Source organism: Micromonospora sp. WMMD980 (assembly GCF_029626035.1).
In the GTDB taxonomy this organism is placed as follows: domain Bacteria; phylum Actinomycetota; class Actinomycetes; order Mycobacteriales; family Micromonosporaceae; genus Micromonospora.
In genome coordinates this window covers 6164814-6178187 of sequence record NZ_JARUBE010000003.1, presented here as the reverse complement: position 1 = coordinate 6178187, position 13374 = coordinate 6164814, and the positions used below count along the sequence as shown (strand labels likewise).

Below are 13374 nucleotides of genomic sequence, written 5' to 3'. Positions count from 1 at the left end.
CAGAGCCGGGTGCACCGGCGGAAAGGGCCGATTCCGGAGGGAGACGATTTCGGAGGGATGGGCTCCACCGAGGTTTCGCCGCAGATGGCCTTCGCACGTTTCGTGCGACGGGCGATCGACGATGCGCGTGAGGAGCGCGGCTGGACGGTGACCGACCTCGCGACCCACACCGGCGTCGGCCGCTCCACCGTGTTCCGCTGGCTCGCCGGCGACTGGCAGGACTATCCCGAGCTGGCCAAGGTGCGCGGCTTCTGCGCCGCCCTCGACCTGCCGGTGGCCGCCGCGTTCCGCGCGCTGGGCCTGCCCGACGCCGGTTCGGTGCCCCGTCGCCGAGGCGCCGAGGACGGCCCGGTCGAGGCCGACGTGCGAGTGATCCTGGACCGGCTGGCCGACCCGAACGTCCCCGCCGAGGAGAAGCACCACATCCGCGACCTGCTCCGCTACCTGGCCCGCCGCCCGGTCCGCCGGGCCGGCTGATCGGCCTCCCCTTCCCGGGTCAGGCGACCGTGAGGGTGAACGCGGCGGTCCGCACCACGCCGCCGACCTGGAAGTCCAGGAACATCCGGTAGCGGCCCGGCCCGGGCGCGGTCAACCAGAACGTCACCGCGTCGCCGTCGCGCACCGGCTCCGGGTGCACGTGCAGGTAGCCGAGGTCACCCTCGCGCAGCGCGACCAGGTGCCCGTACGCGCCCAGGTAGGGCTCCAGCGGCGCGGCGGCGCCACCGGCGCCGGTCACCCGGAACCGCAGCGGCGCCGAGCGGCCCACCTCGGGCGTGCCGGTGTAGGCGGCGGTGAACCCGTCGACAGTGGCCGACGTGGCCGGGGCGGGCAGCGGGCGGGGCGCGTACCCGCCGGGCACCGAAAGGTCGGCGCCGAGCACGGTGGCGACCTGGCGGCCGTCGTCGGCGACCGCGGTGAAGTCCGCGTACATCCGCCAGGCGCCCGGGGCGGACGGCGGCAACGGCACCGACCAGGTCCCGTCGGCGGACATCGTGGGGTGCAGGTGCCGGTAGCCGGTGAGGTCGCGGCGCACCACGATCACGTGCATCGGCTTGTCGTGCACGACGGCGAACCGGGTGACCGCCCGGCGGGCGTCGTCGCGGATCTGGAACCGCAGCTCGCCGGCGCGGCCGGCGGTCAGCGCCGGACCGGACGGGACGAGCGTGTAGCCGGCCGAACTGATCGACAAGCCGGTCGCGCCGTCGCCACCGCCCTGGGTGACCGTGGCACCGTCGTGGGAGTGCGCGCCGGTCCCCGGCGCGTGGGAGTGGTCACCGGCGGCGGAGGTCGCGTCGGGCGGCGCGGCCCCGGCCGGGTTGGCGGGCGGGTTCAGCCGGCCCAGCCCGAAGCCGAGCAGCACGGCCAGCACCAGGCCGCCGACCACCAGGGCCAGCCGCAGCGTCTCGCGGTCCACCGCGACCGGGCCCGTGGCGGCGGGACCGACCGCGCGGCCGGTCGAGCCGGCCGCCGCGCCACCGGCCTCCGGCACGGGACCGTCCGGCCGGGCGCGGTCGACGGTCGCCGGACCGTCGACCGCGGAGGCGGTGGACTCAGGCAACGCCGCCGGCCAGTTCGTAGCCCGCCTCGTCGACGGCGGCGCGGACGGACTCCACCGGCAGCGGGGCCGCGCTGGTGACCGTGGCCGTGCCCCCGGCCAGGTCGATCCGGACCTCGTCGACGCCCGGCAGCGCGGACAGCTCCTCGGTCACCGCACGGACGCAGTGTTCGCAGGTCATCCCGGTCACGGTGTACGTCTGGACGACGGGTCGCTGCTCGGTCATGGCCCCACGGTACCGCCGGCCGGGTCGCCGGCCGACGACGCCCGCGCGGACGGTGGCGCCGCTCGCACCCGCCGGGTGTCAAGCGGGGCCCCTTCCTCTACCGAAAGCGTTAAAAGGGGGCCCCGCCTTACACCGTGGCGAGCGCGAGCGGCAGCACGTCCGGCGCGCCGGCGCGGCGCAGCAGGCGCGCCACCATGCCCATCGTCCAGCCCGAGTCGACCAGGTCGTCGACGAGCAGCACCGGCCCGTCCAGGCCGGGCAGCGCGTCGGTCAGCTCGTCCGGCAGGCGGAAGGCGTCGTGCAGCGCGCGTACCCGCTGGGCGCTGTTGCCGCGCGGACCGCCGGAGCCGGCCGGGCCGGTCGGGACGACCACGCCGAGCAACGGCAGCCGGCCGACCGCGGCGATCCGCTCGGCCAGCGAACCGACCAGCTGCGGCCGGGTCCGGGAGCCGACCCCGACCACCCCGGCCGGGCGACGCGGCCAGGGGTCGTCGCCGTGCGCCCACGCCTTCAGCACCTCGACCACGGCCGCGGCCACGTCGTCGGGCACCGGACCGTCCGGCGCCTCCGGCCCGACCAGGCCCCGCAGCCGCCCGCCCCACCCCAGGTCGGACAGCCGGCCCACGGCCCGCCCGGGCAGCGCCTGCTCCGCCGGCGCGATCCGGCCCTTCAGGGGTACGCCCACCGCGTCCAACCCGGTCGGCCAGAGCTTCTTCGGCGCGATCTGGACGCCGGGGCGACCGAGGAAGGTCTGCGCGACGGTGAGCGCCTCGGCGGACACCGCCGCGTCGAACAGCGGGCCGGCGCAGTTGTCGCACCGGCCGCAGTCCTGGGCCCCGGCGTCGTCGAGCCCTTCCCGCAGATAGCGCATCCGGCAGCCGGAGGTGGCCGCGTACTCGCGCATGGCCCGCTGCTCGGCGGCGCGCGCGTCGGCGACGCGCCGCAGGCGGGCCTCGTCGTAGACCCAGGGCTCGCCGGTGGCGAGCCAGCCGCCGCGCACCCGGCGGACCGCGCCGTCCACGTCCAGCACCTTGAGCATCAGCTCCAGGCGGGCCCGGCGCAGGTCGACGACCGGTTCGAGCGCCTGGGTGGAGATCGGCCGGGAGGTGTCCAGCGCGGCGAGCACGGCGCGGACCTGCTCCTCGGGCGGGAAGGCCAGCGAGGCGAAGTAGCGCCAGATCGCGGCGTCCTCGACGCCGGGCAGGAGCAGCACCTCGGCCTGGTCGACGGCGCGACCGGCGCGACCGACCTGCTGGTAGTAGGCGATCGGCGAGGGCGGCGCGCCGAGGTGCACCACGAAGCCGAGGTCGGGCTTGTCGAAGCCCATGCCGAGCGCGCTGGTCGCCACCAGCGCCTTGATCTTGTTGTCCAGCAGGTCCTGCTCGGCGGCGCGGCGGTCGGCGTCCTCGGCCTGCCCGGTGTAGGCCGCCACCGACCAGCCGCGGGCCCGGAGGAACTCGGTCGTCTCGGTGGCCGCGGCCACGGTCAGCGTGTAGACGATGCCGGAGACGGGCAGCCGGTCCAGGTGGTCGGCCAGCCAGGCCAGGCGGTGCGCCGGGCTGGGCAGGTCGAGGACGCCGAGCCGGAGCGACTCCCGGTCCAGCGTGCCGCGCAGCACCAGGGCGTCGCCCAGCTGCTCCGCCACGTCGCGGGTGACCCGGGCGTTGGCGGTCGCGGTGGTGGCCAGCACCGGCGTGCGCTCGGGCAGGTTGGCCAGGAACGTTCGCAGCCGCCGGTAGTCGGGGCGGAAGTCGTGCCCCCAGTCGGAGACGCAGTGCGCCTCGTCCACCACCAGCAGCCCGGTGGTGGCGGCGAGCTTCGGCAGCACGCCGTCGCGGAAGTCCGGGTTGTTGAGGCGCTCCGGGCTGATCAGCAGCACGTCGACGGCCCCGGCGGTGATCTCGGCGGTGATCTCGTCCCACTCGTCGAGGTTGGCCGAGTTGATGGTGCGGGCCCGGATGCCGGCCCGGGCGGCGGAGTCGACCTGGTTGCGCATCAACGCCAGCAACGGCGAGACGATCACGGTGGGACCGTGCTCACCGTGCTCGCGCAGCAGCGCGGTGGCCACGAAGTAGACGGCCGACTTGCCCCAGCCGGTGCGCTGCACGCAGAGCACCCGCCGCCGGTCGACGACGAGCGCCTCGATGGCCCGCCACTGGTCCTCGCGCAGCCGGGCGTGGTCACCCGCCAGCCGACGCAGCACCGCCTCGGCGCGTTCCCGCACGGCCGTCCGATCCTGGTTCATCAGGCATGTCTACCAGGGGAGGTGGGGGCGGCCGAGGGCTCGGGCGGCAGGAAGAGCAGCAGATCCCGCAGCCGGTCGTTCACCGCCGGCGGCAGCATGCACCGCGCCACCAGCTCCTCCATCGAGGTGTACGGGCCACGCGCCCGCCGGTGAGGACGTGCAGAACGCGCCGTCCTCGGCGTACGAGATGCTCAACGGCTGACCCGCGACGCGCTTCGACGGGCGGCGGCCACACGGAGGGCCGCCGCCCGTCGCGTCACCGACCGAGGACGGAGCCGCCGTTGACGCCGAGGACCTGACCGGTGACGTAGCCGGCGGACGGGCCGACCAGGTAGCGCACCGCGGCGGCGATGTCGTCCGGCACCCCGGCCCGGCCGACCAGGGTGGCCGCCACCCGCTTCGCGTGCCCCTCCGGCGTCATCCGGTCGCCGAAGAACTCGGTCTCGGCCACGTACCCGGGGCTGACCACGTTGACCGTGATCCGGTCCGGGCCGAGCTGCGCGGCCAGGTCGTACGCCCAGCCGTGCAGCGCCGCCTTGGCCGCCGAGTAGGGCCCGCCCCCGCCGCGCTGGGCGGCGATGGAGCTGAGCAGGACCACCCGCCCGCCGGGGCGGCGCAGGGCGGGCAGCAGCGCCTCGGTGAGCAGGACCGCGGTGAGCACGTTGGCGTCGAGGTTGGCCCGCCACCAGGCGGCCACCTCGTCGAGGGTGCCGGTCGGCCCGCCGAGGTAGCCGCCGGCGTTGTTGACGATCGCGTCCACGCTCCGCTCCCCGACCGCGTCGACAACCGCCGACACCTGCCCCGGGTCGGTCAGGTCCGCGACCACCGGCACGACGGCGTCCGCGCGTCCACTCTCGGCGGTGATGTCCCGGGCCGCCGCGTCCAGCACCTCTCCCCGCCGCCCGACGACGAGCACGTCGAACCCGTCCGCCACGAGGCCCCGCGCCACGGCGGCCCCGATCCCGGTCCCGCCCCCGCTGACCACCGCCAGCCGCCGCTGTTCCGCCACCGTTCCTCCCCCGGTCTCTCCCCGACCTCGTCGATCAAGGAGTTCGCGTCATCTTAGGCCGGTGAGCCCGACACGAACTCCTTGATCAACGGGTGGGGGGTGGGGTGGGGTCAGCGGCGGGGGCGGAGGGCGGTGCGGAGGAAGGTCAGGCGGGAACGGAGGCTGGCCAGGCCGCCCGGGAAGAAGTAGACGGCCAAGATGAAGACGGTGCCCAGGACGAACAGGGGCTGGCTCAGCGGGTGGCTGAGGAACGCGGGCAGGCTGTTCACCGCGTCGCTGCTGCCGAACGCGGTCAGGCGGTGGTCCAGGTACATGTAGAGGACGCCGCCCAGCACCGGGCCCCACCGGGTGCCCGGGCCGCCGAGCACCACCATGACCAGCAGCGACAACGTCAGCTCGGACGACGTGATGTGTGGGCTGGCGCCGCCCACGATCAGCACGTAGACCACGCCGCCGGCGCTCGCCAGACCGCCGGCCAGGGTGAACGCGACGAGCTTGAACCGGTACGGGTCGAGCCCGAGCACCCCGATCCGCCGCTCGTCGTCGCGCAGCCCGGCCAGCACCCGCCCGGTCGGCGAGCCGCTGACCCGGTGCGCCACCAGCACCACGAGCGCCAGGTAGGCCAGCGCCAGCCAGTAGAGGTTGACCGTGTTGGTGACGCCGACGAGTGCCCCCGGCAACCCGGACACGTCCAGCGGCAGGCCCTCCTCGCCGCCGGTCAGCCCGCCGAAGTCCCGGGCCACCAGGATCGCCCCGACCTGCGCGAACGCGAGCGTCACCATGGCGAACGCGATGCCCACGGTGCGCAGCGCCACCGCGCCGAGCAGCGCGGCGAGCGTGGTGCCGCCGAGCACGGTCAGCACCGCGGCCTGCCACAGCGGCAGCCCGGCCTTGGTGACCAGGATGTCGGTGCCGTACACCCCGGCGGCGAAGTAGAGCGCGTGCCCGAAGGAGAGCATCCCGGTGCGCCCGAACAGCAGGTCGTAGCCGGCCGCGAGGCCGCCGAAGACCAGGCAGATGGCGAGCAGTTGCAGCGTCCCCGGCGAGTTGAGCGGCCCCTCGAAGATCCCGGGCAGGTTCAGCGTCGAATAGGGCAGCACCGCCGCCACCACCAGCGCCACCAACGGCAGGTACGGCCGCAGGCCGTGCCAGCGGGAACGCCCGGGGGTCAGTTCGTCGGGCACCTGCGCCGGGGGCGCGTCGACCACCGAGTTGGTCATGCGTGAGCCACCTTTCCGGCCAGGCCCTGCGGACGCAGCAGCAGCACCACGGCGAGCAGGCCGACCACACACAGGTCACCCAGGCCGGACGTGCCGTAGTAGTTGACGAACTGTTGCAGCAGCCCCACCGCGACCGCCGCGTACGCGGACCCGACCACCGAGCCCATCCCGCCGATCACCACCACGATGAAGGCGAAGATCAGCAGCGAGCCGCCCTGGCCCGGTGAGACGGTGCCGAAGTAGACGCCGCCGAGCGCGCCGGCCAGCGCGGCTGCGGCCCCGCCGATCGCGAAGACCAGCGTGAACGCCTTGCGCACGTCGATGCCGAGCGCGGTCACCATCTCCCGGTTCTCCACGCCGGCCCGGATGATCAGGCCGTAGCGGGTCCAGCGCAGGAACGCCAGCAGCGCGCCGAGCACCACCACGGCGGCGACGATCAGCAGCAGCCCGGCGTTCGGCACCTGCGCGCCCAGCACCGCGGTCACCTCGCGGCTCCAGTCGGGACGGGGGAACGTCCGCGGGTCCGCGCCCCAGGTGGCCTGGAGCAGCGCCACCCCGGCCAGCGACAGGCCGACGGTGACCAGCACCTGCTCGATGGTGCGGGAGTAGAGCGGCCGGATCAGCACCAACTCCACCAGCACCGCCACCAGCGAGCCGGCCAGCACCCCGAAGAGCACCGCGACCACGAAGCCGAGGCCGTCCGGGCCGGCGCCGGGCAGGTTGCCCGCCGCCCACCAGGTCGCGTACGCGCCGACGCCGAGGAACAGGCCGTGCGCGAAGTTGAGCACGTCGGCGAGGCCGAAGACCAGGGACAGGCCGGAGGCGACGAGGAAGTAGAGCGCCGCCAGGCCCAGCCCGGTCAGCGTCAGCAGCACCACCGTGTTCACGCGTGCACCTCCCCGGAGCCGACGCCCAGCAGCGACTTGGTCAGTGCGGTCTCCAGCAGCAGCTCGCGGGCGTCGCCGGTCCAGGCGACCCGGCCGGCGGAGAGCACCACCGCGTCGGACGCCAGTCGCCGCACCACCGCCAGGTTCTGCTCGACCAGCAGCACCGGCACGGACTCCGCGACCCGTTCCAGCACCTCGGCCACCTCGGTCACCACCTTCGGCGCCAACCCCTTGGTCGGCTCGTCGACCAGCAGCAGCCGGTTGTCGTTGAGCAGCACCCGGCCGATCGCGAGCATCTGCTGCTGCCCGCCGGAGAGCGAGCCGGCCCGTTGCCGTCCGCGCCGGTCCAGCTCCGGGAAGAGCGCGAAGACCTTGTCGTACGCCGGGGTCGTGCCCCGCCGTTCGGCCAGCCGCAGGTTCTCCGCGACGGTGAGCCCGGCGAAGACACACCGGTCCTCCGGCACGTAGCCGAGGCCGCCGCGGACCAGCCGGTGGGTGGGACGGGCCAGCAGGCTCTGCGCGCCCATCCGCACCGTGCCACGCACCTCGCCGCCCCGGGGGGTCAGCCCGACGATCGCGCGCAACGTGGTCGTCTTGCCGACGCCGTTGCGCCCGAGCAGCACGGTGACGCCGGTCGGCGCCACCTCGAACGACACGCCCTGGAGGATGTGCAGCCCGGCGATGCGCACGGACAGGTCCTCCACCGACAGCACAGGCTCATTCATAGGGATTCCCCCAGGTACGCCTCCTGCACGGTGGCGTTGGCCATCACCGTGTCCGGGGTGTCGCAGGCCAGCAGCGCGCCGTGGTGCATCACGGCGATCCGGTCGGCCAACTCCAGGATCACGTCCATGTGGTGTTCCACCATGAGCACCGCCCGCCCGCTGTCCCCGGTCAGCGACCTGATCACGCGGACCAGTTCGGGCACGTCCTCGGCGCTCACCCCGGCCATCGGCTCGTCCAGCAGCATCACCCGGGGTTCCCCGGCGAGCAGCAGGGCGATCTCCAGCTTGCGCTTCTCGCCGTGGGCGAGCGTGCCGGCCAGCGCCGCACCCCGATGGTGCAGGCCGACCCGGTCGAGCGCCGCGTCGGCGGCGGCGGCCACCTCCCGGTCGGCCGCCGCCCGCCGCCACAGCTTCATCGAGCCACCCCGGTGCGCCTGTACGGCGAGCCGGACGTTCTCCCGCACCGTCAGCGAGCCGAAGACCGAGGACGCCTGGAAGGTCCGCCCGAGCCCGAGCCGGGCCCGCCGGTGCGGGGGCAGCGCGGTGATGTCCGCGCCGTCCAGCAGGACCTTCCCCTCGGTGGGCCGGCGCAGGCCGGTGATCAGGTTGAACAGGGAGGTCTTGCCGGCGCCGTTGGGCCCGATCACGCCGAGGAACTCCCCCGGCGCCAGGTCGAGGTAGACGGAGTCGACGATGGCGACCTCACCGATCCGCCAGGTCAGACCGCGGGTGGCGAGCACTTCCTCAGCCCTTCATCTGCGCGACCGGCGGCGCGGTCTCGGCACCGGTCAGGGTCTTCTGCGCGGTGGCCGTCATGCTGGTGCCGCTGCCGGAGAGCTTGGCCTGGTACATCGGCTGGAGCAGCGCGTGGTCCTCGGCGCGGATCTTCATGGTGCCCTTGACGCCCTCGAACTCCCAGCCCTCCAGCGCCTTGATCATCTTGTCCACGTCGTCGCCGCCCTCCTGCACGGCGCGGACGATCATCTGCGCGGCGGCGAACCCGTCCGGGTGGAACAGGTCGAGCGTGCCGCCCGGGATCTTCGCCTTGGCGGCCTTGGCCGCCTCGGTGTCGCTGGCCCCGTCGAAGTAGTGCGACAGGAACGAGATCTTGCTGCCGGCCGCGCCGAACGTCGGCCAGGAGGCGCGGATGTCCAGGCCGGTGACGACCGTGGTGGAGGCGAGGACGCCCTGCTGGTCCAGCGTCTGCCACATGGCGCCGGCGGTGGTGCCGGCCCAGGCGACGAAGAGCAGGTCCGGCTTGGCGGCCTTGATCTGGCTGGCGAACGGGGTGAACTCGGTGGCGCTGGCCGGGGCGCGGACGCTGCTCACGGTCGCGCCGGCGCCGCCGATCACGGCCTTGACGGCGGCCTCGTTCGCGTCGCCGAACGCGCCGTCCTGGGCGAAGACGACGACCTTCTTGCCGGCCGCGTCGCCGATGAACGACTTCGCGGTCGTCACGTCCTGCCAGGACTGCCGGCCGGACCGGAACGTGTACTTGTTCGCGCCGGTCACCGCGTCGGTGGCGGCCGGGCCGGAGATGAACAGGACCTTGTTCTGCGCGGCGATCGGGGCCACCTGGAGCGCCACCCCGGAGGAGGTGGAACCGGCGATGATCTTCGTACCCTTGCCGATCATGTCCTTGGCGGCGGACACGGCCTTGGCCGGGTCGCCCGCGTCGTCGGCCTCGGTCACCTCGATCTTGCGGTCACCGACCTTGCCGGTGCCCTTGGTGGCGAAGTCGAGGCCGGCCTTGAACCCCTCGATGTACTGCTTGCCGTAGCTGGCCAGCGGCCCGGACTGGGAGTAGACCAGGCCGACCTTGACCGGCGCGGCGTCGCCGCCGCCGGAGGCGGTGTCCTGCGGGCTGCCACAGGCCGTGGCGGCCAGCGCGGCCGCCATCATCGTGGCGGCGGAAAGGAACACCCGTCGCGTGTGCCGGATCGTCATTGCGACTCCAGGTGAGGACAGGGGAATGTCAGTTGTCGGCTCACGCTAGAAGTGACGTCACCCACGGGCTATGTGGTCGGCGCACACAAGTCTCCGGAGCGGGATGGCCGCACGTTACAACGTCGGACACCACCTCGTAACCCCACCGACCCGGGATGGCCCGGCCCACCACGGGGGGCCGGGCCACAATGTCGGCTCGGCCCATCGCGGACGCGGACACGCGACGGCCCGGCGGGAAGTCTCCCGCCGGGCCGTCGCCCCCCGGTCAACCGTTCAGCGGCCGACCCTGCTCAACTCACATCGTCCGGCGTCGTCGCCAGCCCAGGACGGTCAGCACCACGCCGCCGGTCATCGCCAGCGCGCCGCCACCGATCAGCCCGGTCAGCTTCATGCCGGTGACCGGCAGGTGCTTCCCGGGATGGAACGGCGGGAACGGCTTCTCCGCCATCCGGTTGGTGAAGGTGCAGGTGATGTCCTGCCCCCGCGCCGGGGTGACCACCCCGTCCGCCACCGGAACCCGGGTTCCGGAGCCGGTGAGCACGCACTCCGGCGGCCCGACCTGCTGGTAGCCCTTCGGGCCGCCCGACTCGCCGAGCCGGTAGCCGACCCCGGCCTGCACCGGCACCGCTGTCACCTCGGGGCTGCCGGACGGGCCGCTGATCGGCGTCGCCGCGTTGTCCGGCGCCGCGGTCAGCGTCCAGTCGGTCGGCGCGGCCTTGCCCCACACCTTCTTGACCAGGGTCAGGTACGCCCCGTTCGGGTCGAGCTGCCCGTTGCGCCAGGTGCAGGTGTACGCGCGACCCGCGGCCGGGGTGAGCACGTCGCCCGGGGTGGGCGCCGGCTCGCCGGTGTCGTTGAAGACGCAGCGCAGCTCGGTCAGCTCGTACCCGGACGGGCCGCCGCTCTCGCTGAGCCCGTACGGCACGCCGGCCGTCACCTCGGCGTCGGTCACCGCCGGCTCACCGCTGCGCCCGCTGACCGGGTTCGCCCCGGAACCCTCCGGCGGGGTGGCGCTCAGCACCCAGTCGGTCGGCTTCGCGGTGCCGCCGTAGGTGTTCGCCACCTCCTTGACCAGCGTGACCGTGCCGGTGGTCGGTGGCACCGGCACATCGGCGTTGACGAACGTGCAGGTCACGTCCTGCCCGAACGTCGGCGTCAGCACGTTCCCCGGCGTCTCGACCGGGGTGGACGTGCCGGTCAGCACGCAGGTGGGCTCGCCGACCTGCTCGTACCCGGCCGGCCCGTCGCTCTCGGCGAGCGTGTAGGCCAGGTTCGGGTTCACCGCCGCCTTCGTCACGCTGGGCTCGCCGCTACGGCCGGTGACCGGCGTGGCGGAACCGGCCGGCGGGGTGGCGGCGAGCACCCAGTCGGTCGGCGTCGCGGTGCCGCCGTGGGTGTTACGCACCTCCTTGACCAGGGTCAGCAGCGCCGGCTGAGCCTGGTTGACCGCGGTGCAGACCGCCGTCTGGCCGATCTGTACGGACACCCGTCCGTCGGAGCCGTCGAAGCCCGGGTTGCCCATCGAGCCGTCCCGTAGCCGAAGCGCGCAGCTCCAGCTACCGGTCGCTGGCGGGACGATCACCGCGCCCGGCACCACGGTCTGGGTGAAGCCGGGGACGTTGCTCTCGCCGAGCGCGTAGATCGCGTCCTCGACGACCGGACGGGCCGGGTCGCCGCTCTTCACCGTGAATCCGTTCGGCCCGTACGCGGTCAGGTCCCAGGCCGTCGGCGGCGGCTCGGGCGCCCCGTACGGGTTCTGCACGGACTTGACCAGGGCCAGCTTCGTCTCACAGGTCGCCGTGTTGGTGATCTGGAAGGTGTTGGTCCCGGCGGCGAGGGTCTTTTCGCCGAGGTCGCCGCTCGCCGTGTTCGAGCAGCCCGGCGGCAGCGCGGTGATGGCCTCGTCGATGACGATCGACTGCCCCACCTGGTAGTCGTGGTACTCCACGCCCCAGGCCGGCTGGTCGATGCCGGGCAGCAGCAACGCGGCCTGGAAGGCGGCGCTCTGCTCCGGGTCCGGATAGGTCTGCCCGTTGATCACCCAGGTCTTGTTCACCACCACCGTGGTGGGGGCGACCTCGGCCTGGTTGAGGATCACGCAGGCCACCGCGTCGTTGGCGAGCGCGTTGACGTTGAATCCGACGTCGCCGTTGTTGGTGACCAGCACCGGTTGGCCGCTGGCCGTGCAGGTGGCGTTGAGGCCGTCCTGTTGGACCAGCGAGAACCCGGACTGCGGGGTTTCCGCTATCGCCACCGCCCGGCTCGGCTGGCCGCCGAGGTCGACGGCGAGGTTGACCCCGCCGGTGGAGGTGTCGGTGACCGCGCTCGGCGGGGTCACGCCGGCGCTGCTGGAGGAGATGATCCAGCCTCCGGCCGGTTGCGGGTCACCGCCGCCCGGCGGGATCACCTTCTTGACCACGCTGATCGTGCCCCGGCAGTTCTCCAGGGCGAGTTCCCGGAAGACGGCGGCGAGCTGGTCGTAGTCGGTCTGGTAGTAGTCCGAGTTGGCGACCGGCCCGGAGATGGCGATCAGGTTGTCCGGTGCGCCGGAGACCCCGGCGCCGACCCCGACCGCGACCACCCGGGTGCCTCTGACCTTCACCGCGTTGGCGGAGAAGATGCCGTTCTCCACCTCCACGAAGCGGGTGAAGTTGCCCGGCCCCTGGACGGGCGGCGGCCCGTAGACGGTGGGGTTGCCGTCGGTCAGGATGATCACGGCGTCGTAGTCGAACGGCGCGGCGGCGATCTGCCACAGCCCCTGGTCCCAGTTGGTGTTGCCGCCTGCGGTGAGGCCGTTGATCGCGGTCTTGACCGTGTCCGCACCGGACTGGTCGGAGACCGGAGTCGGGTTCAGCACCGCGCTGGCGTTCGTCGCGAACGTGTAGAGCGCGATCTCGGACGGTGTGCCGGTCAACGCGTCGACGAAGCCGTTCGCCGCGTTCTTCACCACCGGCAGGTCCGGCCGGATCGAGCCGGACACGTCGATCAGCAACGCGACGTGCAGGCCGCACGAGCCGGGCAGCGCCGGGTTGTCGCGCTCGTCGGCCCGGACCGGGCCACGCGCCGTCCGGTTCGTGTTCCCGGTGGTCTCCACCGGGAACGTGTACGTCTGGTTGTTGGCCACCGCCCCGGTGAACACCCCGTTGTACGGCGTGGACTGGAACGGCGCGCTGCCCCCGTTGCCGGTGACCAGGCTGTCGACGACGCGCCAGCCGCTCGGCGCGCTGCGCTCGACGATCCAGTAGCCCTGGTTCGTGCCGGTCCGCCCGGGCACGTCGACCGCACACGTGCCGCCGGCGTCGGTGGTGCAGGACGCGTCAGGCGTGGCGCCCGGGCCGGGCCGCGTCCCGCTGACGCCCGCGTAGAAGTCGAAGGTGGCGCCGGCCAGCGGTCCGACGGTCTGTTCGCCGGTGCGGTCGCCGCCCTTGTTGACGACGAGCGTCGCGTTGTTGGCGTCGGCGGCCCGGGGCCGGCGTCGCCGCCTGCGGGCCGATGAGCGGCAGCAGGCCGCCCACCAGGGTCAGGGCGGCGGTCGCGCACCACCGGCGCCGCGCACGTGT

General features: G+C 73.7%; 12 protein-coding genes. 1 reads left to right on the top strand and 11 read right to left on the bottom strand.

Features of this window, described 5'->3' with window-relative positions; genetic code table 11:
- Positions 1-57: 57 nt before the first annotated feature.
- Positions 58-477: a helix-turn-helix transcriptional regulator gene (locus tag O7618_RS29205; protein WP_278109355.1), complete on the top strand. Its 420-nt coding sequence runs from the start codon at positions 58-60 to the stop codon at positions 475-477.
- A 19-nt stretch (positions 478-496) separates the two neighbouring features.
- On the opposite strand, the gene O7618_RS29200 is transcribed toward O7618_RS29205, so the two are convergent.
- From O7618_RS29200 to O7618_RS29150, 11 genes are all read right to left on the bottom strand, one after another.
- Complete coding sequence (locus O7618_RS29200; protein ID WP_278110193.1) at positions 497-1414, bottom strand: hypothetical protein; 918 nt, start codon at positions 1412-1414, stop codon at positions 497-499.
- A 136-nt stretch (positions 1415-1550) separates the two neighbouring features.
- Positions 1551-1781, bottom strand: coding sequence for a heavy metal-associated domain-containing protein (locus O7618_RS29195; protein ID WP_278109354.1), 231 nt, complete (start codon positions 1779-1781; stop codon positions 1551-1553).
- Positions 1782-1908: 127 nt separating this feature from the next.
- Positions 1909-4026 (bottom strand): DEAD/DEAH box helicase, encoded by a 2118-nt coding sequence (locus O7618_RS29190; protein WP_278109353.1) that lies wholly within the window; start codon positions 4024-4026, stop codon positions 1909-1911.
- Complete coding sequence (locus O7618_RS29185; RefSeq protein ID WP_278109352.1) at positions 4026-4148, bottom strand: hypothetical protein; 123 nt, start codon at positions 4146-4148, stop codon at positions 4026-4028. Before O7618_RS29185 ends, O7618_RS29190 begins: the two co-directional genes overlap by 1 nt.
- 134 nt (positions 4149-4282) lie before the next feature.
- Positions 4283-5035: an SDR family oxidoreductase gene (locus tag O7618_RS29180; protein WP_278109351.1), complete on the bottom strand. Its 753-nt coding sequence runs from the start codon at positions 5033-5035 to the stop codon at positions 4283-4285.
- A gap of 110 nt (positions 5036-5145) precedes the next feature.
- Positions 5146-6255 (bottom strand): branched-chain amino acid ABC transporter permease, encoded by a 1110-nt coding sequence (locus O7618_RS29175; RefSeq protein ID WP_278109350.1) that lies wholly within the window; start codon positions 6253-6255, stop codon positions 5146-5148.
- Positions 6252-7142: a branched-chain amino acid ABC transporter permease gene (locus tag O7618_RS29170; protein WP_269689844.1), complete on the bottom strand. Its 891-nt coding sequence runs from the start codon at positions 7140-7142 to the stop codon at positions 6252-6254. The genes O7618_RS29175 and O7618_RS29170 overlap by 4 nt, the downstream gene beginning before the upstream one ends.
- The gene (locus O7618_RS29165; protein WP_278109349.1) at positions 7139-7867 is read right to left on the bottom strand and encodes an ABC transporter ATP-binding protein; all 729 of its coding nucleotides are present in this window, start codon (positions 7865-7867) and stop codon (positions 7139-7141) included. Before O7618_RS29165 ends, O7618_RS29170 begins: the two co-directional genes overlap by 4 nt.
- A complete protein-coding gene (locus tag O7618_RS29160) occupies positions 7864-8607 on the bottom strand; it encodes an ABC transporter ATP-binding protein (RefSeq protein WP_278109348.1) in 744 nt (247 codons plus the stop codon). Before O7618_RS29160 ends, O7618_RS29165 begins: the two co-directional genes overlap by 4 nt.
- Before the next feature lie 4 nt (positions 8608-8611).
- Entirely contained in the window at positions 8612-9814 is a 1203-nt protein-coding gene (locus O7618_RS29155; RefSeq protein WP_278109347.1) for a substrate-binding domain-containing protein, read from the bottom strand.
- Between the two features lie 295 nt (positions 9815-10109).
- Positions 10110-13088: a VWA domain-containing protein gene (locus tag O7618_RS29150; RefSeq protein ID WP_278109346.1), complete on the bottom strand. Its 2979-nt coding sequence runs from the start codon at positions 13086-13088 to the stop codon at positions 10110-10112.
- Between the last annotated feature and the right edge of the window lie 286 nt (positions 13089-13374).

What these genes read in the sequence shown, in the direction of transcription:
- O7618_RS29155 (WP_278109347.1), bottom strand. Translation starts at nt 9,814, where the DNA reads ATGACGATCCGGCACACGCGACGGGTGTTCCTTTCCGCCGCCACGATG.
- O7618_RS29195 (WP_278109354.1), bottom strand. Translation starts at nt 1,781, where the DNA reads ATGACCGAGCAGCGACCCGTCGTCCAGACGTACACCGTGACCGGGATG.
- O7618_RS29165 (WP_278109349.1), bottom strand. Translation starts at nt 7,867, where the DNA reads ATGAATGAGCCTGTGCTGTCGGTGGAGGACCTGTCCGTGCGCATCGCC.
- O7618_RS29185 (WP_278109352.1), bottom strand. Translation starts at nt 4,148, where the DNA reads ATGGAGGAGCTGGTGGCGCGGTGCATGCTGCCGCCGGCGGTGAACGAC.
- O7618_RS29190 (WP_278109353.1), bottom strand. Translation starts at nt 4,026, where the DNA reads ATGAACCAGGATCGGACGGCCGTGCGGGAACGCGCCGAGGCGGTGCTG.
- O7618_RS29175 (WP_278109350.1), bottom strand. Translation starts at nt 6,255, where the DNA reads ATGACCAACTCGGTGGTCGACGCGCCCCCGGCGCAGGTGCCCGACGAA.
- O7618_RS29205 (WP_278109355.1), top strand. Translation starts at nt 58, where the DNA reads ATGGGCTCCACCGAGGTTTCGCCGCAGATGGCCTTCGCACGTTTCGTG.